The following is a 21,594-nucleotide window of genomic DNA, read 5'->3' on the forward strand; positions in this document are numbered from 1 at the left end:
AGATGTGTCGCTTTGCAGTTTTTGCATCAAGGTAGGGCGAATTACATTTAAGTTTGACTTTAATTAAAAAAGAGATTTTTGAGGACTAAAAATGAACAAAACCCTAAAAGTGTTGCTGGCTTCTGTTATCACTGTTTCTGCTACTGCAGCAATTGCTTCTGATAACTGGGAAAACAGCTCTGGCTTGAATTGGAAAAACGGCGATGGCACATTGTGCTGGCGCGATAACAACTGGACTCCTGCTACTGCAGCTAAAGGTTGTGACGGTGCTTTAGTTGCTGCTCCTGCAGCTGCTGGTGTTAGCCAAAGCAAAATCACTTTGCAAGCAGATACACTTTATGACTTCAACAAGTCTGACTTGAAACCAGAAGGTAAAGCTACTTTGGACAAGATCGCTGCTGACTTAAGCAAGATCAAGTTAGAAGTAATCATCGCTGTTGGTAACACTGACAGCGTTGGTACAGATGCTTACAACATGGCCCTCGGTCAGCGTCGTGCTCAGTCAGTTAAGACTTACCTGACAAGCAAAGGTGTTGACGGTAGCCGTATATACACAGAATCAAAAGGCAAGAGCAATCCAGTTGCATCAAATGCAACTGCTGAAGGCCGCGCTAAGAACCGCCGTACTGACATCGAAGTTGTTGGTACAGCAGCTAAGTAATTCACTTTACTTGTAAAAAAGCCCGCTTCTAGCGGGCTTTTTTATTTCCGCTATATTCATAGACTTCTCTAATAGCCTCACCAATAGCCAACTCATATGAACGTCGACCAGTCAGAAATCGCCAAATTTAGCGCCCTAGCCCATCGCTGGTGGGATCCTAATAGCGAATTTAAACCTCTGCACGCTATCAATCCACTACGCCTCAATTGGATTAAATCCTTCGTAAATTTAGAGGGTAAAAAAGTGGTTGATATCGGCTGTGGTGGTGGCATCTTGGCTGAATCCATGTCTCAATCAGGCGCAGACACTACTGGTATCGATTTGTCTGAAAAAGCGCTCAAGGTTGCTGAATTGCATGCATTAGAAGTAGGGGCCAATCTTACTTACCGCTCTATTTCAGCAGAGGCACTCGCCGATGAACAGCCCGAACAATATGACGTAGTCACTTGTATGGAGATGCTGGAGCACGTCCCCGACCCTGCATCTGTAGTACGCGCCTGTGCAAAACTGTGCAAACCTGGCGGAACTTTATTTTTCAGCACCCTCAATCGCAATCCTAAGTCCTACTTATTTGCCATTATTGGCGCCGAATACATCCTGAAATTACTCCCTAAAGGCACTCACGAATACGCCAAATTCATCAAACCTTCTGAGTTAGTAGCCTTTACTCGTCATGCAGGCTTAGAGATGCTCGGTATGAAAGGTATGAGTTACAACCCACTCACACAGGTATATAGCCTCGGTGAAGATGTGGATGTGAATTACATGATTGCCGTTCGAAAGTAATTTAACCGTGACCAATCTTTTAAGTCCTTATGCCGGCATCTTTTTCGACCTAGACGGCACGCTAGCAGATACCGCACCAGATTTAGTGGCAGCAACCAATAAATTGCTGATTGCACGCAATCTAGCACCTAAGCCTTATGAGTTTTTGCGCCCCTATGCATCAGCTGGCGCCCGAGGACTGCTCGAAGGAGCCTTTGGTATCGCCCCTGATCATGCAGATTTCATTCCATTGCGCGATGAGTTTTTCAGCAATTATGAAAAAGCACTGCTAGTGGACAGCAAATTATTTGATGGAATAGACCATTTACTTGATGAAATGGATAAAGCACAGCTGCCTTGGGGAATTATTACCAATAAAAGTGAGCGCTTTACCAACCCTTTGACAGACCTAATGGGCTTACGCCAGCGAGCTGTTTCTACCGTTTCCGGTGACACCACGCCTTATTCAAAGCCACACCCTGAACCTATTCTGCACGCCGCAAGATCGACGAATATTGATCCCACGAGATCAATCTACGTTGGAGATGACATTAGAGACGTTCTCGCAGGCAAAGCAGCCGGGATGAAGACTGTGGCTGCCGCTTATGGATACTGCGGCTGCAAAGAGCCTCCTGAGGCCTGGGGGGCGGATTACATCGTCCATTCACCACTCGATTTGTTGCAAATCATCTTTCCCAACAGGGAATAAGCCAAAGATATTCAACAATTTAAGGTCGACGGCCTTAAAATAGGGTTTCCTATGCATGAACTCCGGGGTCGACATGGTTTCGACGTGGATTACAAAGCATCAAGGGCATACCGAGGACCCGTTATCTCGTAAATCAATGGGAATGTTTTAACTGCAAACGACGAACGTTTCGCACTAGCCGCTTAATTGCGGTTGCCCCTGAACTGATTCTCTCTTGGGTCAGCTAGCGAAAGCTAGGTCAGGGTCATTTACAAGAGATAAGATCATTTCATGTCACGGGGAATGATTCGAAAACTTAGTGAATCGTCAGCGTGAAACATGTCAATCTGTGCCTAGCTGGCTAAATTAAATGATATGACTAAGTATGTAGAACTTGTTGTGGAGGATTTGCGGACGCGGGTTCGATTCCCGCCGACTCCACCATTTTGAAGTATGTAAGAGTCAAACGCCACCTACGAAGGTGGCGTTTTTCTTTCATCAGTTAAATTGATAACTCATGCCTGCCTGAAAATTCAGTGGCGCACCAGCAAATATTCCATCTGGACTGCGGCCAGAAATGTATCGCTTATCAAAGAGATTATTAATCACTCCAAATACTTTCCAATCCTTATTGATAGCATAGTTAGCACTCCAATTGACCGTTGCAAACGCAGGGACCTCACCTAGAGTGCCAATGGTATTTTCTACAACCGTATTGGCTGAATCAGCATATTGAGCCGAAACATAATTGAGGCTGACTAAAGAATTGAAGCCATTCTTTTCGTAGCTAACACCTAAGTTAGAAGTTAACTTAGGCGTGTAAGGAATACGATTGCCATCCCTGCCCAAGGAGTTAGTGCCTACAAATTTTGCTACTGGGATATAGGTTGCATTGCCGTTAATACCCCAGCCATAACCAAGCGTATAGGCCAAGGCTAATTCAGCGCCTTGGTGCAAACTTTTGCCGCCATTGGCTTTAGAAATTCCAGCAGCCAAACTTTGGTTCACAATTTGATTGCTAAAGTTCATGCTAAAAACTGCAGAGTCGTATGAGAAAGCACCTGAGCGACCACGTAAACCCAGCTCCATATTGGTAGAGCGCTCTGGAGCTAGCTGCTGATCTACCCCTTTGTCATCAATCGCTGTGGCCAATTGCGCCGGGGCAAATCCCTTGTAAATACTGCCGTATGCCTGAGCCTGAGGTATCAACTGCCATGTCACACCAATCTGCGGAACGGTTTCTACATTCTTAGCGTTGCCTGCCTTACCAGTCATCACATTCGAGCGAGTCTGGTTGTAACTTTCAACACGCACGCCAGGTATTACAGCAAAATCTTTTGTTAACAAGAAGCGATTCTGGGCATACATTGCCAGTGAGTTCGCCTTGTTATCTTCATGATAAGAAACGCGGCCAGAGTAAGCTGTGGTTTTAGAGTTTGAGAGCTGATTAATTTGAGATTCAGTGTGCAGACGAATACCAAACTCTGCTTCATTGGCAATACCAAATGCCTTATATGCATGGCTTAGTCGTGTGTCTAAACCCAGCATTTGAAACTCACGATTGCGGCCAACCAAACAATCAGCGCCAACATTACAAGGTTTAAACGCTGTTTTATCTTGGGTTCGATTCAGAATACTTTGTCGCCAATAATCCCGGTTTAACTTACTCCAATACATCAAGGTATTCACCTTGGTATCGGAATTAATTTCAATAGAGTGATTCAAATCTACGGCATTTCGTTGAGTAATAAAACGATCATTAGGCGCCGGGTTATCTGACATGCGGTTGGCGTACTGATTAGGGCGTAGACCTACATAAGATGTATTGATATTGTTATCGTAGTGAGTGTATTTCAAGCTTAGCCATTGATTCTGGGCAATTTCGATTCCACCCTTCATGAGGATGTCGTACATCTTAAAACCATTGCCCTGATATCCGTTGGATTCAGATTGAATCAGGTTGATTCCGCCAATTGCACCATTTGTAGATGACCTTCCCCCTGCTTCAATCTCTGCCAAACGATAGCCATAGTTACCGACTTTGCCTGTTAGCTTGAAACCTTGTGATGGTGTTTTGCTGAGGTAATTAACAACCCCGCCGATGTTGGATGGCCCATACTTTAGGCCCGAAGCTCCTTTTAAAACTTCAATTCCACTAATACGCTCAACGGGCGGACTGTAGTAAGAAGCATTTGAAATAAAGAGGCTAGGCTGGATTGGAGCTCCATCTTCTAGTAGTAACACTTTTGAGCTACGACTTGGATTTAAACCCCGAATACCAATATTGGGTATGGACCCCAATCCACCCTCATCCCCACGTACATTCACACCAGGAACGGTCTTTAATACATCTTGCAATGACTGAGGCTGTAGCTCCTCCATCTTTTTTTGATTAATCACATCGACCGTTCCCGGAATTTTGCTCAGGGCATTCTCCTCGCGGCCAACAATATCAATTCTGGGTAAGTCAATGTCTTGAGCCTTAACCCAACTTGAAAACGAGCTTCCGTATAAAAACGCTAGTGATGAAATCCAGGCGAGCCTATTGCGAGAACAAAATAATTCTTGATGCTTCATATACTATCTCCAGTGATAACAACAAAAAATCGCTGGCTATATGCATATGAGAATGCTCTTGCTGGCTAGTAAATTATTAAATTTTTATTTAGTCAAAATGAGCTTGCCTAATTTAGTGATGCGTAACTGATATGAGCGCCCTTCATGAAGAATGAAAATTTGCTTCATCTCGCCCAATAGAGCCTCGCTAGAAATAGTCTTTGGTAAAACATCGGCAGATCGAACAAAAGTCGATAGCGGGTTCAAGGTATTTTTCTCGCTCAAGCACTATCCCTCTAATGTAAATTGAACGGGAGTCTGAAAGCACTGTGCAGAATGGTTGGTAGAATTTAATGCGATTGGGTCAAATCTCCACTTTGCTAGGGCCTTGAGGGCCGAATGATCTAAATTCTGGAAACCCGAGCTTTTGGAGACCCCAATCTCACCCACAATCCCCTGCTGATCGACACAGAGCCGCACTACAACTAAACCCTCCTCCCGAAGCTGCCTACTTGCCAATGGGTAATGAGGCTTAGGATTATGTATAGCCTTTCTAGCAATAGCTCCCGCCAAACGGCTGGCACCCTCAACACCAGCTGCAGCTGAAGATTCATCAGCCTGAATTGGGCTTGAACTTTTTGTACTTGGGAGTGAAGCTGTCTGCTGTGATGCAAACGATTGGTTACTTTTGGGTGAGTTTGCGCGTTCGCCCATCAGGTTCACCATGAGAGCGCCGTGCGCAGATGATGCATCTCTGCCAAGAGATCCATATAGAAGCCCCATCAAAACCAATGCATGAGAGATCACTACACCTGAAATAAGAAAACCATTTCGAGCAAACAAACTACAGAGCAAATGACTTCCTTAAAAGATAAAAAGAGAAAAGCTCAAGTACGCTTACTGACGAAACTTACAGTAATGAACTATTGCTCTTCATGATTTTAAGGAGGATGTCTTTGATAAACAACCATGACCCCAATGGGGACGGGACTTGTAGGGCTATTTAATGTGCTACTACTTTGCAGCCAAGCGCCAAAGTGATGTTACTTCTTTAGATCGTGCTGCATGCAAGGCATCAGCTTTATCAAATGCTTTTTGATGTGTTGGCTTCGTATCCAAACGAGCGATCACTTTCAGACCCGCTTGCTCAATCCAATTGAGAAGCTCTGCTCTTGTTCTTAAACCTAGATATTCAGCCAAGTCAGAAAGAATGAGCCAGCCCTCGCCATTTGTAAGTAGATGCTCCTTTAATCCAACTAAGAAACCCCTCAGCATCTGGCTCTCAGGATCATAGACCGCATGCTCTAGCAAAGAACTTGGTCTAGCAGGCAGCCATGGCGGATTGCAAACGATCAGTGCAGCTTTGCCTTCGGGGAATAGATTGACCTTCTGAATTTCAATTTGAGAATTCAAGCCCAAATGATTCATATTTTCTTGCGCACAAACTATAGCTCGCTCATTCAAATCAGTCGCAACAATCTTATGAATATCTCGCAGAGCTAAAACAACAGCCAAAACACCAGTTCCCGTGCCAATATCAAAGGCTAGAGAGCTTTGCTTTATTGCACTTGGCAAAGGCGCTTTCAGCACTAAATCAATGTATTCACTGCGCACTGGTGAAAAAACACCATAGTGTGGATGAATTCGAACCTCTTCATCATCCCTGGTCAGAACTTGAACACCTGTCTTGCGCCACTCATGTGCACTAATGACACCGAGTAGTTCACGCAGCGAGATGACGTAAGACCCAGACTGCTCTCCATAGGCTTGAGAACAAGCCCTAGCAACATCTGGTGCGCGCCTTAATGAAATACTGTGATCAGCGTTTACCTGTATCAAAATCATCCCCAAAATACGGGCGCGCTGTGATTGAGCAAGGCGATGAAGATTAAATGTATCGAGCGGGCTTTTGGTTTTCTCTTTAGAAACTCTATCGACTCTGGTGGATTTTTTGGAGGGCTTATCTACCCTTCGGACCAAAGCCTGCAAGAGTTGTCGCGCATTCTGAAAGTCACCCTTGTAAAGCATGGCCGTGCCTTCACAAGCCAAACGATAGGCAATATCAGCAGTTAGCGTGTCATCAGCGACCTGAATCTTTTTGTGAGGAGCAATACCATTTTCAGAATGCCATTTAGCACTATGGGTTTGCCCCCCATCTTCCCATTGAAGGATTGCCGGTTGAATCACCTAGGAAACCACAAAGCGATTATTTTGATAATCATCAATAGCCTGTTCAATCTCTGTACGTGTATTCATTACGAAGGGGCCATACTGCACGATAGGCTCATGTAGTGGCAATGCTGCAAGAACAATAAATTGCACTCCCGCAGATCCCGCTTTAGCTTTGAGGCGATCACCATCCCCAAGCACGATGGCAGCTTGCTTTGGTACTTCGCGCATAGGGCCACCTACCTCAAGATGACCCTCATATACATAAACGAAAGCATTGAGCTCTTTAGGAATGCGATGCTCGAAATCAGCATTAGGGGGCAAGTGCACATCTAAAAATAAAGGTGCGGTGGTAATCCCCTGAATAGGACCTTGCACTTCTTGACCATCTTGGTCGTACGTGCCAGCAATCACCTTAACTGAACCGCCGTTGACTAAGGTAATTTTGGGAATATCTTCAACTTGAATATCCTTATAGCCAGCCGCCTTCATCTTTTCTTTCGCGGGCAAGTTGATCCACAACTGAAAGCCGCGCATAGCGCCGCTCACCTGCTGAGGCATCTCAGAGTGAATAATGCCGCGCCCTGCCGTCATCCACTGCACGCCACCTGTTTTGAGGTGCCCTTGATTACCTAAATGATCTTCATGCAACATATGACCTTCGAGCATATAGGTCACAGTCTCAAAACCCCGGTGAGGATGCGCAGGAAAACCCGCCACATAATCATTCGGATCGTTTGAAGAAAATTCGTCAAGCATCAAAAAAGGATCTAGCCTGACTTGATTTTGACCACCAAGACTACGACGCAATTTGACGCCAGCACCATCGGAAGTAGCAATGCCAGGAATGATGGTTTGAATATTGCGGATCATATTGATGAATGCTTTGACTTTACTTGGCTTTGACTGAGTTTTGTCTTTAAGCCGGGGGGTGATCTTCAGGATTCACATCAAGCGCAATCAAGAAACGGGAAACCATGTTGTAAGCAGCAACCACGGTTACCAACTCAACGGTATCTGTACTGCCCAACTCTTTTTGCAAGCGCTTCATCAACTCAGGATCCACTTTGATGTTGCGCGTCATCTGAAAAGTCAATTCAGCAGCATCATTCTCCACCGAAGAGTACAAATCTTTTGGAAAATTTGGCTGGCCGATAAGACGTAAGCCTTGAACCTGTTCCTCAGTGCCACCCGCCTTCTTAAATGGGGGTGCATGGTGAAAGAATTCATACTCAGCGCCATTAAGAACAGCTACCCCACACATCGCCAACTCACGCAACTTAGGGTCTAAAGAGAGGTTATTGCGAATCTCACCAATGAAATGGTTCCAACCCTCTGCGATAGGAACGCTATGCAAGAGCATACGATCCAAATTAATGAACTGACCCCCACGTCTCTGGCGAATAGCTGCAACTAACTCAGCTGGCTCAGCCAAATCCATGGGTTGATACGGAATTAAACGTTCTGACATGATAGCCTTTTACTGAGCAGTTTCTTTAATGTTGTTTTCAATGACAAACTTGCCCCAGATACCAATCTGCTTGCCAATAAACTCTTGGGCAGCTGCAGGAGTACCGCCAACAATTTGAATACCTTGTGCTTTAAATTTCTCAGCAACCGCTGGTGTTTTCAAAGCTTTATTCAAAGCCTTGTTCATCGCATCTACAACTGCCGGAGGAGTTTTTCCTGGGGCCAATACTGCCCACCATGCTGGGGCGCTAAAGCCTGGGAAGCCACTTTCAGAAATCGTTGGCACATTCGGCAGAGATGGTGATCTCTTGGCCGTAGTAATAACCAATGGAATTACACCGCCACTATCGACGTGTGGCTTAACCAAAAATTCTGACCCCACAGCCAACTCAACTTGTCCGCCCAATGCATCTTGCATCAAAGGTCCACCGCCACGATAAGGAATGTGATTCCAATCAAAGCCAGCCTGTTTCGCAAGGCGAGCCATTGCCAAGTGCCCAAGACTTCCAATACCGATAGAGCCATAGCTAAATTGCTTACCCGTTTTAGAAAGATCCACCAACTGTTTGAAGCTAGTGATGCCAGATTTCTTACTCGCAACTAAAACCATCGGTGATGTGCCCACCAAAATTACAGGCGCAATATCTTTAATAGTGTCGTAGGGGAGCTTATCTTTGAGACTCGGATTAACGCCATGGGTATCAAATACCACTGCAAAGGTGTATCCATCTGGATCTGAGCGAGTCATTGCAGAAGTACCAATCACACCGGAGGCGCCACCTACGTTCTCAACAATCACGTTTTGCTTGAGTTCTGACTGCAAGGCTGGTGCCAATACACGGGCAACCTGGTCAACTGAGCCGCCCGGCGGAAACACCGCAATTAAACGAATCGGCTTTTGGGTGGGCCATGCGCCAACACCCGCGTTTTGCGCCAAAGCAAAACTGCTTATGCCTAAGACCGCCAAAGCAGCTAAGATCATGTTTTTAATGGCTTTTTTAGCCGTTATCGCTAAATCCTGCATGGATTTGTCTCCTATGAATAAGAACTCAAGATTAACACTCCCACAGCCTATTTGCTCGATAATGCTGCTGTAGCCCAGTGAGAGAAAAATGAAGTCGATTCTAAATATTGCCGCCTATTTATTTGTCAGCCTAGATGGCTTACCAGAGCTGCGCGCCAAAATGCTGGATGAATGTAACGCTCGCCAACTCAAGGGCACCATCCTATTGACTGGCGAAGGTATCAACATGTTTCTTGCCGGCAAAACAGAGGAGCTGCGCGGATTTCTAGATTGGCTTCGCACTGACCACCGTTTTGCCCCGCTTCAAGCAAAAGAAAGCTGGTCTGAAGAGCAGCCTTTCAAGAAAATGCTGATCAAACTGAAAAATGAAATTATCCGCATGAACCATCCAGCAATTCGTCCAGAAGAAGGTCGAGCAAATTTCATTAGCCCGAAAAAATTACAGGAGTGGTTGGATCGAGGTACGGATGATTTAGGTCGCCCAGTGGTGATGGTGGATACACGCAATGCATTTGAAGTTGACTACGGCACCTTTGAAAATGCTTTGCATTTCAATATCGAAAAGTTCACCGAGTTTCCAGAGGCAATATCTGCTCATAAAGATGAGCTAGCAGACAAGACACTGGTTAGTTTTTGTACAGGTGGAATTCGCTGTGAAAAATCTGGCTTATACATGCGTGAGATTGGCATGCAACATAGCTACCAGTTAGAGGGCGGCATTTTGAAATACTTTGAGGAAGTTGGTGCCGCACATTACCAAGGCAGTTGTTTTGTCTTTGATGAGCGCGAGGCGCTGGAGCCCAATCTGGACTCCATTCCCTTAGAACACTCTATTCGCAGAAAACTCAAAGCCAGCTCAACCTGATTAGGGCTGCGGTTATCAATAGTAGAATTACCAAGCTGTAAAAACTTAATAAAACAATCATACGGACTCGAGACATGTCTACAGTTACTAATCGGCAAAAGCCGATTTTTTTATCTTCCATCCTCTTTGCATTCCTGGGAATGGCAATCCACTTCAATACACAAGCACAAAGTGCGGCGCCAGCTTATCCGGTTAAGCCAATCAAGTTGATTGCGCCAGTAGCGGCTGGTGGTGGACTAGATAATATTGCGCGTGCTGTCGCAGAAAAACTCTCGCGCTCAATTGGCCAAACGGTTGTGGTTGAAAATATGGGTGGTGGTGGTGGATCTATCGCATCGCAAGCTACCGCCAAAGCAGCGCCAGATGGATACACCTTGATGGTGGCTTATGTGGGAACACACGGTACCAATCCAGCAGTGCGTAAATTGCCATATGACGCTATTAAAGATTTCACGCCAATTGGCATGATTGGCGCAACACCAAATGTACTCATCATTAATCCTGATTTACCAATCAAGAGCTTGAAAGAGTTTGTCGATTATGCAAAAAAGAACCCTGCAAAATTAAGTTACGGTTCCGCCGGTCCTGGCACGCTAACCCATCTTGGCATGGAGCAATTTAAGCTAGCATCCGGAATATTTATGGTGCATGTACCTTATCGTGGCGTTGGTCCTGCGTATACGGACTTATTGGCAGGCCAAACCCAAGCAATGTTCCCCACCCTATTTGCAGCGATTCCTTATATCAATACGAATCGCGTTCGCGGCCTAGCAGTCACCGGCTCTAAGCGCAGCTCAGCAGCCCCGAATATTCCAACCTTCAAAGAGTTAGGCTATAACGGCTTTGATGGTCAGCAATGGTACGGATTAGTTGGTCCCGCCAACTTACCGCCCGCTATTGTTGCAAAGCTTAATGCAGAGCTGAATAAGGTCTTAGCATTACCTGAGTTTTCTGAAAAGATGACTAGCGAAGCCATGACGCTGATGCCCATGACACCACCTCAATTTACCAATTACATCAAAGAAGATATTGCGCGTTGGGCAAAGGTAGCCAAAGACCGCAATATTGAAATTGAATAATTCATTTACAAAAAATACTTAACTTAAATTTACTAAATTAATAGGAACTTTGATATGTCACACGCAATTGCCGCAGCAGCTGATTTAAATGCGCCACCAGTAACTAAGATTCTGGCTGAATTTGTTAACGCCCATCCAAGCCAAGGCTGGACCCCAGAAGTCGAGCATGAGGCTCATCGCACATTTTTAAATTGGCTTGGCTGCGCTATTGGTGCGGCAAATCATGAGAGTGTGGAATCTTCATTAGCTGCTATCCGTGAATTTCAGCCAGCGCCACAAGCTAGCATTCTTGGCCGCAAAGACAAAGTCGATATGGGTGGAGCTGCGCTCATCAACGGTATCAGCTCCCATACCTTTGACTTTGATGACACTCACTTAAAGACAGTCATCCATCCCGCAGGTCCAGTAGCATCAGCAATCCTAGCCTTAGGTGAGCACATTGGTGCCAATGGTCGTCAAATGATTGACTCTCTCGTTCTCGGAATTGATGTTGCCTGCCGTGTTGGTAATGCAATGTATCCAGATCACTACCATCGTGGCTGGCATATCACTGGCTCTACCGGCATGCTCGGTTCTGCAGCCGCATGTTCACGCTTGATGGGGCTCGATCTACAAAAAACAACGATGGCTTTGGGCATTGCCGCCTCACAACCCGTTGGTATGCGTGAACAATTCGGCACGATGACTAAACCCTTTCATCCAGGTGGCGCTGCACGTGCAGGCCAACTTTCTGCATTGCTGGCAAAGCATGGCTTTACTGCTAGCCCTAAAGCGCTTGAGGCTGGACGTGGTTATATGCAAACCGTATCCACCAAATGCGACTGGTCAGAAATTGATCGCGCCCTTGGAAAGTCTTTTGAGATTTCCTTAAATACATATAAGCCGTTTGCTTGTGGCATTGTGATTCACCCAGCCATTGATGCCTGCGCTCAATTGCGCGCCCAAGGCGTTAATGCAGATGATGTAGAGCGCATTGAGCTACGTGCTCACCCGCTGGTACTTGAGTTAACTGGCAAGAAAACACCTAAAGATGGTCTTGAAGGCAAATTCAGCGTGTATCACGGCTGCGCCGTTGGCTTGATTTTTGGTCAAGCCGGTGAAGGCGAATATGCCGATGACATCGTGAACCGTCCTGATGTTGTAGCCTTGCGCGCGAAAGTCAATGCCACCACCGACACTTCCATTAGCGAAGCATCTGTGGATGTAAAGGCCTTCCTGAAGAATGGTAAAGAAGTGCACATCTTCGTCAAGAATGCGATTGGCTCAGTAGAGAACCCAATGAGCGATGCTAACTTGGAACAAAAGTTCACAAGCTTGGCAGAGCCAGTGATTGGCAAAGAGAAAACGATTCAGTTGATTTCTGCACTCTGGAAATTGGGTCAGGCGCCTGATCTCAAACACATCCTAAACCTTTGCACACCAGATTAACTTTCAACTGAAAACATTTCATATATGGCCTCACTACCTAATATCGTCATTCTCGGAGACTATGAGCGTGCACTGCGCCGTTTTTCTAATTGGGAAAAATTAGATCAACAAGCTAAGCTCACCATTCATCATGAGCCACTCCGTGACGAGGCTTTATATGAAGCAGTAAAAGATGCTGACGCAATTGCCATCGTGAGAGATCGCTCGCCTTTTAATGAAGCGATGATTGCGCGCTTACCCAAACTGAAGTTCCTCATGTTTACTGGTGAGCGCAATGGCACCCTTGAAGCATCAGCTTTAGTTTCCAGAAATATCCCAATGGCCTGCACTCCTGGCGGGCCTTCCAAAGAAACCACTGCGGAACTTACTTGGGCTTTGATTCTGGGTGCCTCCAAGCGCCTCATCGAAGAAAATAAACTGATTGCCTCTGGCGGCTGGCGTGATGCCATGTCTTTACTGCCGATGTTATCTGGTGAACGCTTAGGCATTATGGGTTTGGGTGCTATTGGTAGTCGTGTTGCACGTGTTGGCGCGGCTTTTGGGATGGAAGTAGTGGCCTGGAGTCCTCGCATGACGCCTGAACGCGCCGCCGCAGAAAATGCAAAGGCAGTCAGCCTTGATGAACTCCTTAAAACCTCCAAAGTTGTCTCCATGCACTTAGTAGCCGGCCCTGGAACTAAAGGTTTAATTAGCGCCGATCAATTAGCTCTCATGCGCCCTGACTCCATTCTCATCAATACCTCACGAGCTGCTCTGATCAATATGCCTGATCTGCAAAAGGCCTTGACTGCGGGTAGACCGGGGCAAGCAGCGGTCGATGTTTTTGACGTAGAACCACTTCCAGAAAAAGATGTGCTTCGCAATACTCCAAATCTTTTGGTAACACCGCATCTTGGATTTATTGCAGAACCTATTTTTGCGACTTTCTCAAAAGGCATTACCGAAACACTCGAAGCCTGGCTAGAAAATAAACCTGTGCCACATCCTTTTAAGCCACAGTAATATTTCAAAGCCCTATTTTCATATGCCCATGCAACCCAAGGTACTTACACCCAAGCAGCTCTTTATTGGGTTTAGCAAAATTGGGATGTCTGGATTTGGTGGCGTACTGCCATGGGCACGACGCACGATTGTTGAGAAAGAGAAATGGCTCACCTCGGAAGAATTTAGCGCCATCCTCGGCATTTGCCAAATCGTTCCAGGCCCTAATATTGTGAATCTCGCCGTTTGTGTTGGCTCTCGCTTTGCGGGAGCTAGAGGCGCTGTTGCAGCTGTTCTTGGTCTTACGCTCGGCCCAATTGCGATAGTGCTTTTACTGGCCATGCTCTATCAGCATTACGGCTATCTAGATACGATCAAGGGACTTTTACGAGGCATATCTGCAGTAGGTATTGGCCTCATTGCTTCAACTGGCTTCAAGATGCTGCGCGACGAGTTTCGCTTTCCGATCATGCTGTTAGTGGTTGCCATCACTATTAGTGCCGTCACCTATTTCCATCTCGGACTAGGGTGGGTTGTGCTCACAGTTTTGCCGCTAGCACTCTTCTTAGCCAACAAAAAGGCAAGAAAATTATGAGCATGCTTTTAAGCGTCTTCTTAAAACTATCAGCCTTCTCTTTAGTTGCTTTCGGTGGCGTTAATGCTTTGCTGCCCGAGCTTTTGAATTTAGCTGTCTACCAAGAGCATTGGATTGATCTTCAAACTTTTTCAGATTATTTTGCAATAGCACAAGCAGCTCCCGGCCCCAACTTTATGACAGTCACGCTATTGGGCTGGCATATTTATGGCATCCTGGGCGCTTTACTTGCCACAATGGCAATTTCGCTACCCTCATCTATCTTGATTTATTTTTTACAACGTCTTATTTTGGGGATTAAAGATCCTGTTAAAAGAAAATCTATCCAATATGCAGCAGCAGCCCTGGCTATTGGACTTGTTCTGTCTTCTGCATGGCAAATTGCCACTCAAATTAATCACAGCGCTGCAGCATATTCCTTGACCCTTACTACTATTGGATTTACATTATTTACACGCTGGCACCCACTCTATCTGATTGCAATCGGCGGAGCGTTAGGCGTCCTAGGATTTATTTAAATGCTTAACGGATAACAGATAACGGAAAAGATATGAAACTTATTCAAACACTTTCAGCCTCCCTACTTTGCCTGATCGGTATTTTTTCATCTACAGCTTTCGCTCAAAGTAATTACCCCAATAAACCAATCAACTTTATCGTGCCATACGGTGCCGGAGGTAGCGCTGATTCTAGAAGTCGTCAAATTGCGCAAAAGATGAGTGTTCTTCTTAAGCAACCAATCGTTGTGGATAACAAACCAGGCGCCGGTGGGAATATTGGCACTGAAGCGATTGTTCGGGCTGCGCCTGATGGCTATACGATTGGCATGGGAAACTTTGCGCCGATGGCAGTGAACAAAACACTCTTTGGCAATTTACGTTACGACCCAGAGACTGATTTAACGCCGATCATCTTGGTTGAAAAAGGCCCTCTCGTGTTGGTAGTGAATCCCAACTCTCCTTACAAAACTGTGCAAGACATTGTTGTAGCAGCTAAGGCAAAACCTGGTGTTCTGACATTTTCTTCAGGCGGCATTGGTGGCAGCCATCAACTCTCAGCCGAACTATTTGAGCTCAATGCTGGCATTCAAATGATTCATGTACCTTATAAGAGTGGTTCTGCAGCACTAACCGACCTCATGGGCGGCAATGTGGATCTCATGTTCGACCAAATGTATTCTGCCGTACCCAGCATTCAAGCGGGCAAGATTCGTCCGCTTGCTATCACCAGCAAAAAGCGCTCCCCTCTTCTGCCTAATGTTCCCAGCTTTGCAGAGTTAGGCTATCCAAAAGTAGAAGTTCTTAATTGGCAAGGTTTAATCGCCCCCAAAGGAACACCCAAGGCGATTATTGATAAATTAAATGCTGCTGCAAATGAGGCGCTCAAAGATCCTCAGTTACGCGAACTGATGCTTTCACAGGGAAATGAAATTGGTGGTGGAAGCCCTGCTGAATTTGCCACTTTGATTAAATCCGAGGCTGCTAAATGGAGCGCAGTCGTAAAGAGCGCAAACATCAAGCCTGAATAAAACATTGATATAGGCAGTACTAATCAGGGGCTTATCGAATTATCGCCCCTGATTTTATTTGAATGCTTGGTAAGTCAAGATACCCAAGAAGGTTAAGACGAGGGAGCCTACTAGATTCAGTAGCGCCGTACCTAAAGCCCAAGTAAATTCACCGCGCTGCATAAATCCAACCACTTCGGCTGAAAAGCTTGAAAAAGTAGTTAGACCTCCCAAGAAACCGGTAACCACTAAGAGCTTCCACTCAGGAGAGAGATGTGGATTATTGCCAAAGAATGCCACAGCAATACCGATCAAATATCCACCAACCATATTCGATATAAAAGTGCCTAAAGGTAGCGATGAAGCAATACTTACAGAGGCGAAATTAAAGCCCGCCCTTAACAAAGCGCCAAAGCCTGCGCCGAAAAAGATTGCGAAGATAGGTAGCCACATAATCTACTCTTTATTGAATTGAAAAACCCAGCATGCTAATAGAGCTCATCTCTATTCCATCTGTATAGACCTTTACTTGCTCACCCTCTTCTTGCAAAGCTAAGGTATACAAAGCGGGCCAATAATGTTCAGCAGTAGGAACTGAGAGATGTGCCGCATCACCATAACTCTCCCAATGAATCAAAGGATCATGATGATTGGCGCGCATTTCTGAAGCAAAAAAGTCATTGAATTTTTTTGCCCAAGGGTAAGGCTCAGACTCTGCTTGCCAATGAATAGTGCGCAAGTTATGCACGACATTACCACTTGAAAGGATCAAGACATTCTCGTCACGCAAAGGTCTTAGCTGCTTGGCAAGCTCATAGTGCTCGCCCGCCGTCAAAGACCCATCCAGACTCAATTGCACTACGGGCACATCAGCGTCTGGGTACATGTATTTGAGAACTGACCAAGCACCATGATCGATGCCCCACTCATTTTCTTCGAGTACTACTGGAATGTTTAATAATTCCTGCACGCGATCAGCCAGCGCAGGACTGCCAGGTGCTGGATATTGAATCTCAAAGAGTGCTTGTGGGAACCCGCCAAAGTCGTGAATCGTTTTGGGATTAGACATTGCGGTGACCCAAGTACCTCGAGTTACCCAATGCGCTGAGATTACCAAGATGGCATCAGGGCGCTTTAAAGATTTTCCAAGAGCAGACCAAGCCGCTGTGTAGCGGTTGGGCTCTATGGCATACATTGGACTGCCATGGCCAGCAAATATTGCAGGTTGGCGATGGCTAGTCATTAATGCAGATTAACCGAATACGTAACCTGTGTGAGCCGCAACCAATGCAAACAAAATAGCCAAGCTTGTAGCTGCTGCCAACATCACGACCAATGTAATGATCTTTTTGTTGATTTCTTCTTTAGATTCGTTATGCCATTCGTTCATTGCTAAATCCTCTGTAAACACATTAATGAATAAGGTAATTATCCACTATCGACCGCGTCCAGCCTTGCGCATCATGCCTTTTCCCCCGCCAAAGCCTGCCTGAGGCCTTCCAGCTGGTCCAGATGGTCCTTTTGGAACGGGTGGGCGTGCTGGCGGCTTAGCTGCTAGCGCTTTTGCTGGGGTTTTTGAATCGGGTTTCTTTTCTTCAGTCACTTTGAGCTCCTATGGATATCATATTGCCATGATTACTGACTATTCTATCCAAGCTGTCGCCATTAATGCGATTCCCTTGATTTTTGCCATCACTATCCATGAGGCGGCCCATGGTTATGCAGCCCGCAAATTTGGTGATAACACCGCCTATATGCTTGGTCGAGTTAGCCTGAACCCAGCTAAACATATAGACCCTGTTGGCACTATCTTGATCCCGCTGGTTTTGATTCTGACCGGATCACCCTTTTTAGTGGGGTATGCCAAGCCTGTACCCGTTAATTTTGGACGCCTCAGAAATCCAAGAATCGACTCCATTTGGGTCGCCCTGGCTGGACCGGGATCTAATTTTATTCAGGCAATTATTTGGGCAATCTTTTGGGTGCTGGTCCAAGGTGTTGGCATAGACGAACCTTTTCTGACCTCCATGGCAAAAGCAGGCGTGATGTGGAATATTGGCCTATTGGTTTTTAACCTCTTCCCACTACCTCCACTAGATGGCGGCAGAATTTTGGCTGGCCTACTACCGGCTCGTCAATCGATAGCACTTGGACGGCTCGAGCCATGGGGATTTTTCATCGTGCTTGGCCTGGTGTTTACAGGAATCATTGGCTCCTTATGGATGGAGCCACTAAGCAACCTCTTCTTAGGGATCATTAATCTTCTAATGACGCCCTTAAGGATGATTTTTTAAGCGAAAAATGCTGTTCTGAGATATGCTGAAACTACGCAGCTCACCTGATTAACGGAGAACCATCATGAAATTACAGAAATTAATCCTAGCAAGCACCGCAACTGTTTTGACAATTGGCGCAGGACTCGCATTTGCTCAGTTCCAAAAACCAGAAGATGCTATCAAATATCGTCAAAGCGTATTTACAGTAATGGCAAACTCTTTTGGAAAAATTGGCGCTGTTGTGAAGGGTGAAGCCCCTTACAACAAAGATGAAGTTGCCAAGAATGCAGCAGTTGTTGCCATGATGTCCACTTTGCCATGGCAAGCATTTGGTCCTGGCACTGAAGGTGGAAAAGCTCAATCAGATGTTTGGTCTGATAACGCGAAGTTCAAAGCTGCTGGCGACAAGATGCAGTTAGCCGTAGCAGATCTAAATAAGGCCGCTCAGTCTAGCGATCAAGAAAGTATTAAGAAAGCATTTGGCGCAGCGGGAGCAACCTGCAAAGGCTGCCATGATGATTTTAAAAAGAAATAAGTACTCTTTATTGATCGTTATTTCGTAATCAGGTAACCCACCGCTACCGCGATCACGCTCAATAGCAGTAAAGCAAAACCGCGCTGTAGCACTCCATCCTTGGAGGCCCGACCCAAGTCAGCTGGCAAATATTTTGCCTCCTCGCTTGGGTCAATTTCTTTATCGCCACTAATCATTGGCTTAATAAGATCTTCACCTTTAAATTTCTTATAGAAAATAATAGCGGCGATATGAATGGCAATCAAAGTCAGTATTACCACTTGATTGCCTTCGTGAATCTCAGACAAAAATGAAGATATCGAACCAGAGACATACTTCTCTAAAGGTCCCTTAAAGGACACTTCATCGTCAACAAATAATCCAGTAAACACCTGAACGCTTAAGGTAAAGAGTAGGACGAATACAGAAAGTGCGCCTATTGGATTGTGACCAAGAACATGAGGTGAGCGTCCCTGCAAGTAATCGAAAATTGCTTGCTTGCTTGGAATGAATGATAAGAATCGTGCGTGGGTAGACCCAACAAAGCCCCAGATGATTCTGAAAATCAATAAAGTCAAAATACTGTAGCCAAAATAGGCGTGCCATTGAATGAATTCATCACCCAAATTGATTGTGACAAAGCTGCCGGCGATGCAAACCACCAATAGCCAATGAAATAAACGAATTGGCAAGTCCCACACGCGAATAATTTTGTTCATCCCTTAAGGATAATCCTCTTCTCCTCTAAAATGGAGGGAATTCATGAATACCGGCAAAGCCTTTAGAACCCTACTGCTGTATCGCATCGGTGCAACCCTCAGCTATCAAATTACGATGGTAGCGGTAGGCTGGCATCTATACGAAATCACCAATAGCGTGGTTTCTCTTGGGCTTATAGGACTAGCAGAGCTTGTTCCCTACTTTGCCTTAGCACTCTATTCTGGGCATGCTGTCGATCATCACTCTCGCAAATGGATTGCTGCAATAGCTTGCATGATTCATATTGCAGTAGGATTGTTTTTGACAGTCATTGCGCTGGGCTGGCTTTCTCCTCCAGTACCTTTGATTTACACAGCAGTGGCTTTCATTGGTGTTGGTCGCGCCTTACTAAGACCGTCCTATCAAGCGCTTTTTGGGCAAGTTATCCCAAGAGACCAACTGCCGCGTTACACGGCATATGCATCTTCCGCCTTTCAGATTTGTGTAGTAGCTGGCCCAGGCTTGGGTGGACTCATGATTGGCTTTGCTGGTCTTGAATGGACCTACTTGCTAGCTGCCTTCTGTGGGGCAATCGGTTTATATGGCATCACCTTCATCAATGCCGTGCAAGAAAAGTCGAGTAATTTATCTGGTCACTTCCTCAAGAGTTTTTTAGAGGGCTTTCATTACGTCAGAAAGCATGAGCTCATTTTAGGAATCATGGCACTCGATATGTTTGCCGTACTTTTCGGCGGCGCGGTTTCCATTCTTCCCGCATTTGTTAAAGAGGTGCTCAACGCAGGACCTGAGACACTTGGTATTTTGCGTGCTGCGCCTGCAGCTGGCGCCGTCATTACCGGCATTTACCTGGCAAGGCGCCCAATACTTACGGACTCCGGAAAACATCTCCTGATCTCGGTTGCGGGATTTGGCGCAGCGATTATTGCCTTTGGTATCTCCAGCAATTTATGGATATGCGCTTTTTTCTTATTTGCCTCTGGATGCTTTGACTCCATATCTGTAGTGATTCGAGGCAGCATCATGCAGCTCACAACTCCAGATCACATGCGCGGCAGAATTAGCGCCATCAATGGCATTTTCATTGGCTCGTCAAATGAATTAGGTGCACTTGAGTCCGGCATCGCTGCCAGCATGATGGGCTTGGTACCTTCCATCGTATTTGGTGGGGCCGCGACGATTGCGATCGTTCTGATCACTTATCGACTCGCCCCACACCTTGCCAAACTACATTTGAAAGATATTTCTTAAGGCTGGTTTCCTGATTACCTGATTATCTTATTGCCTTAACATCTTTCCACTATTTAATTTCAGGAAGATCTTTCTGAATAATCTTTAAACCAGCACGTAAAGCCTCTTGATAACGCTCACGTTCTGCCTTAATAGTTTCAGCGGTCCATGTAAAAAAGCCTTCACCAGTTTTCATGCCAAACTTGCCGCTAGCAATGCGATCACTTAAGCATTTGGCTATCGTTGGTGAATTATTTAAGGTCGGATAAATAGTCGCCCCTCCTGCACCATGCACCTCCAGGCCAGCGTGATCTCGCTGCATGGCTGGTCCTGCTGCGATATAGCGAAAGCCAAAACCAAAACGAACCGCTTTATCAATGTCTTCTGGCGTGCAGATGCCTTCATCAACCATGGAAAATGCTTCGCGTGATAAAGCGTGCTGCAAGCGATTGGCTAAAAATCCTGGAAGATCTTTTTTAACAGTAACGGGCACCATACCGCACGCAGTCATCAATCGTGAGAGGCTTTCGCCAACCATGGGAGACGTCTTCGCACCATAAACAACTTCTACACAAGGCACTAAATGTGCGGGCATAAAGAAATGCAAACCAATCATTCGTGCAGCAGTTTTGAGCCCACTTGCAATTTCACTAATGGGGAAGCTCGTGCTATTACTCGCCAAAACAGCTTCAGGCTTTGCATATTTTTCCAGTTTGGTAAATAACTCACGCTTAATATCCAAACGCTCTGGCACACACTCAATTACCAAATCGATATCAGACCAATCTACCTCTTCAAGCGTGCCAGCAACTGAAAGTAAATGAATGCGACTCTCATAACCGAGCTCAGTCATGGTGTTTGCAAAATAATCGGGTAGAAGAGCTCGTCGTTCTGTTGTCGGCTCAACCACTTGGACAGCGCAACCACCGCGCGCGCAAACGGCTGCTACGTCGGCGCCCATCGTGCCACCACCGACTATCACTACCTTGGTTTCGGCTGGGGTAAATAACATGAATACTCTCCTAAATGGGGGCGGACTTTTTCTAAAAAATCCTCTTACAATGGGGAC

General features: G+C 45.8%; 26 protein-coding genes and 1 other RNA gene. 14 read left to right on the top strand and 13 right to left on the bottom strand.

Annotated elements, in window-relative coordinates:
• Window positions 1-91 precede the first annotated feature (91 nt).
• The 4 genes from ompA (at window position 92) to ssrA (ending at window position 2,558) form a co-directional block, all read left to right on the top strand.
• Entirely contained in the window at window positions 92-661 is a 570-nt protein-coding gene (gene ompA, locus ICN20_RS01630; protein ID WP_216237805.1) for an outer membrane protein OmpA, read from the top strand.
• 96 nt (window positions 662-757) lie between these two features.
• Entirely contained in the window at window positions 758-1,447 is a 690-nt protein-coding gene (gene ubiG / locus ICN20_RS01635; RefSeq protein WP_216237806.1) for a bifunctional 2-polyprenyl-6-hydroxyphenol methylase/3-demethylubiquinol 3-O-methyltransferase UbiG, read from the top strand.
• A gap of 7 nt (window positions 1,448-1,454) precedes the next feature.
• Complete coding sequence (locus ICN20_RS01640) at window positions 1,455-2,135, top strand: HAD-IA family hydrolase (RefSeq protein WP_216237807.1); 681 nt, start codon at window positions 1,455-1,457, stop codon at window positions 2,133-2,135.
• Window positions 2,136-2,199: 64 nt separating this feature from the next.
• Window positions 2,200-2,558: a transfer-messenger RNA gene (gene ssrA, locus ICN20_RS01645) on the top strand.
• Window positions 2,559-2,612: 54 nt separating this feature from the next.
• Here the strand turns inward: ssrA and ICN20_RS01650 are convergent.
• The 7 genes from ICN20_RS01650 to ICN20_RS01680 all read right to left on the bottom strand — a co-directional run bounded on the left by ICN20_RS01650 (window position 2,613) and on the right by ICN20_RS01680 (window position 9,333).
• Window positions 2,613-4,691: a TonB-dependent receptor domain-containing protein gene (locus ICN20_RS01650; RefSeq protein WP_216237808.1), complete on the bottom strand. Its 2,079-nt coding sequence runs from the start codon at window positions 4,689-4,691 to the stop codon at window positions 2,613-2,615.
• 84 nt (window positions 4,692-4,775) lie between these two features.
• Window positions 4,776-4,955, bottom strand: coding sequence for a hemin uptake protein HemP (gene hemP, locus ICN20_RS10255; protein ID WP_255534607.1), 180 nt, complete (start codon window positions 4,953-4,955; stop codon window positions 4,776-4,778).
• Between the two features lie 3 nt (window positions 4,956-4,958).
• Window positions 4,959-5,525 (bottom strand): energy transducer TonB, encoded by a 567-nt coding sequence (locus ICN20_RS01660; protein WP_216237809.1) that lies wholly within the window; start codon window positions 5,523-5,525, stop codon window positions 4,959-4,961.
• A 159-nt stretch (window positions 5,526-5,684) separates the two neighbouring features.
• Entirely contained in the window at window positions 5,685-6,857 is a 1,173-nt protein-coding gene (locus tag ICN20_RS01665) for a methyltransferase (protein WP_216237810.1), read from the bottom strand.
• A complete protein-coding gene (locus ICN20_RS01670; RefSeq protein ID WP_216237811.1) occupies window positions 6,858-7,712 on the bottom strand; it encodes a pirin family protein in 855 nt (284 codons plus the stop codon).
• 46 nt (window positions 7,713-7,758) lie between these two features.
• The gene (locus ICN20_RS01675) at window positions 7,759-8,310 is read right to left on the bottom strand and encodes a carboxymuconolactone decarboxylase family protein (RefSeq protein ID WP_216237812.1); all 552 of its coding nucleotides are present in this window, start codon (window positions 8,308-8,310) and stop codon (window positions 7,759-7,761) included.
• 9 nt (window positions 8,311-8,319) lie between these two features.
• The gene (locus ICN20_RS01680; protein ID WP_216237813.1) at window positions 8,320-9,333 is read right to left on the bottom strand and encodes a tripartite tricarboxylate transporter substrate binding protein; all 1,014 of its coding nucleotides are present in this window, start codon (window positions 9,331-9,333) and stop codon (window positions 8,320-8,322) included.
• Window positions 9,334-9,421: 88 nt separating this feature from the next.
• On the opposite strand from ICN20_RS01680, the gene ICN20_RS01685 reads away from it, so the two are divergent.
• The 7 genes from ICN20_RS01685 to ICN20_RS01715 all read left to right on the top strand — a co-directional run bounded on the left by ICN20_RS01685 (window position 9,422) and on the right by ICN20_RS01715 (window position 15,809).
• Window positions 9,422-10,198 (top strand): sulfurtransferase, encoded by a 777-nt coding sequence (locus tag ICN20_RS01685; protein ID WP_216237814.1) that lies wholly within the window; start codon window positions 9,422-9,424, stop codon window positions 10,196-10,198.
• A gap of 74 nt (window positions 10,199-10,272) precedes the next feature.
• Entirely contained in the window at window positions 10,273-11,277 is a 1,005-nt protein-coding gene (locus ICN20_RS01690; protein WP_255534610.1) for a tripartite tricarboxylate transporter substrate binding protein, read from the top strand.
• Between the two features lie 54 nt (window positions 11,278-11,331).
• Window positions 11,332-12,705, top strand: coding sequence for an MmgE/PrpD family protein (locus ICN20_RS01695; protein ID WP_216237815.1), 1,374 nt, complete (start codon window positions 11,332-11,334; stop codon window positions 12,703-12,705).
• Window positions 12,706-12,729: 24 nt separating this feature from the next.
• The gene (locus ICN20_RS01700; RefSeq protein WP_216237816.1) at window positions 12,730-13,707 is read left to right on the top strand and encodes a D-2-hydroxyacid dehydrogenase family protein; all 978 of its coding nucleotides are present in this window, start codon (window positions 12,730-12,732) and stop codon (window positions 13,705-13,707) included.
• 28 nt (window positions 13,708-13,735) lie between these two features.
• Window positions 13,736-14,281: a chromate transporter gene (locus tag ICN20_RS01705; RefSeq protein ID WP_216237817.1), complete on the top strand. Its 546-nt coding sequence runs from the start codon at window positions 13,736-13,738 to the stop codon at window positions 14,279-14,281.
• Window positions 14,278-14,799 (top strand): chromate transporter, encoded by a 522-nt coding sequence (locus tag ICN20_RS01710; RefSeq protein ID WP_216237818.1) that lies wholly within the window; start codon window positions 14,278-14,280, stop codon window positions 14,797-14,799. Before ICN20_RS01705 ends, ICN20_RS01710 begins: the two co-directional genes overlap by 4 nt.
• 32 nt (window positions 14,800-14,831) lie before the next feature.
• Complete coding sequence (locus ICN20_RS01715; RefSeq protein ID WP_216237819.1) at window positions 14,832-15,809, top strand: tripartite tricarboxylate transporter substrate binding protein; 978 nt, start codon at window positions 14,832-14,834, stop codon at window positions 15,807-15,809.
• A 54-nt stretch (window positions 15,810-15,863) separates the two neighbouring features.
• Here the strand turns inward: ICN20_RS01715 and crcB are convergent, their stop codons facing one another.
• The 4 genes from crcB to ICN20_RS01735 are packed head-to-tail and all read right to left on the bottom strand — an operon-like array spanning window position 15,864 to window position 17,391.
• Window positions 15,864-16,241 (bottom strand): fluoride efflux transporter CrcB, encoded by a 378-nt coding sequence (gene crcB, locus ICN20_RS01720; RefSeq protein ID WP_216237820.1) that lies wholly within the window; start codon window positions 16,239-16,241, stop codon window positions 15,864-15,866.
• A gap of 10 nt (window positions 16,242-16,251) precedes the next feature.
• Window positions 16,252-17,031, bottom strand: coding sequence for a 4,5-DOPA dioxygenase extradiol (gene ygiD, locus ICN20_RS01725; RefSeq protein ID WP_216237821.1), 780 nt, complete (start codon window positions 17,029-17,031; stop codon window positions 16,252-16,254).
• A gap of 9 nt (window positions 17,032-17,040) precedes the next feature.
• Window positions 17,041-17,178, bottom strand: a complete 138-nt coding sequence (locus ICN20_RS01730; RefSeq protein WP_169709848.1) for a hypothetical protein — start codon at window positions 17,176-17,178, stop codon at window positions 17,041-17,043.
• 45 nt (window positions 17,179-17,223) lie between these two features.
• Window positions 17,224-17,391, bottom strand: coding sequence for a hypothetical protein (locus ICN20_RS01735; protein WP_216237822.1), 168 nt, complete (start codon window positions 17,389-17,391; stop codon window positions 17,224-17,226).
• 28 nt (window positions 17,392-17,419) lie between these two features.
• Between ICN20_RS01735 and ICN20_RS01740 the strand changes: the two genes are divergently transcribed.
• A complete protein-coding gene (locus ICN20_RS01740) occupies window positions 17,420-18,082 on the top strand; it encodes a site-2 protease family protein (protein ID WP_216237823.1) in 663 nt (220 codons plus the stop codon).
• Window positions 18,083-18,146: 64 nt separating this feature from the next.
• On the top strand, window positions 18,147-18,599 hold the full coding sequence (locus ICN20_RS01745) for a cytochrome c (RefSeq protein ID WP_216237824.1): 453 nt from the start codon (window positions 18,147-18,149) through the stop codon (window positions 18,597-18,599).
• Window positions 18,600-18,616: 17 nt separating this feature from the next.
• Here ICN20_RS01745 and ICN20_RS01750 read toward each other — a convergent pair whose 3' ends face one another.
• A complete protein-coding gene (locus ICN20_RS01750; RefSeq protein WP_216237825.1) occupies window positions 18,617-19,297 on the bottom strand; it encodes a cytochrome b/b6 domain-containing protein in 681 nt (226 codons plus the stop codon).
• Between the two features lie 43 nt (window positions 19,298-19,340).
• Here ICN20_RS01750 and ICN20_RS01755 point away from each other — a divergent pair, with 43 nt between their 5' ends.
• Window positions 19,341-20,546, top strand: coding sequence for an MFS transporter (locus tag ICN20_RS01755; protein WP_216237826.1), 1,206 nt, complete (start codon window positions 19,341-19,343; stop codon window positions 20,544-20,546).
• A 49-nt stretch (window positions 20,547-20,595) separates the two neighbouring features.
• Here ICN20_RS01755 and ICN20_RS01760 read toward each other — a convergent pair whose 3' ends face one another.
• Window positions 20,596-21,537 (bottom strand): 3-hydroxyacyl-CoA dehydrogenase family protein, encoded by a 942-nt coding sequence (locus ICN20_RS01760; RefSeq protein WP_216237827.1) that lies wholly within the window; start codon window positions 21,535-21,537, stop codon window positions 20,596-20,598.
• Window positions 21,538-21,594: the final 57 nt, after the last annotated feature.

Source organism: Polynucleobacter sp. JS-Polo-80-F4, from assembly GCF_018881965.1.
Taxonomy (GTDB): domain Bacteria; phylum Pseudomonadota; class Gammaproteobacteria; order Burkholderiales; family Burkholderiaceae; genus Polynucleobacter.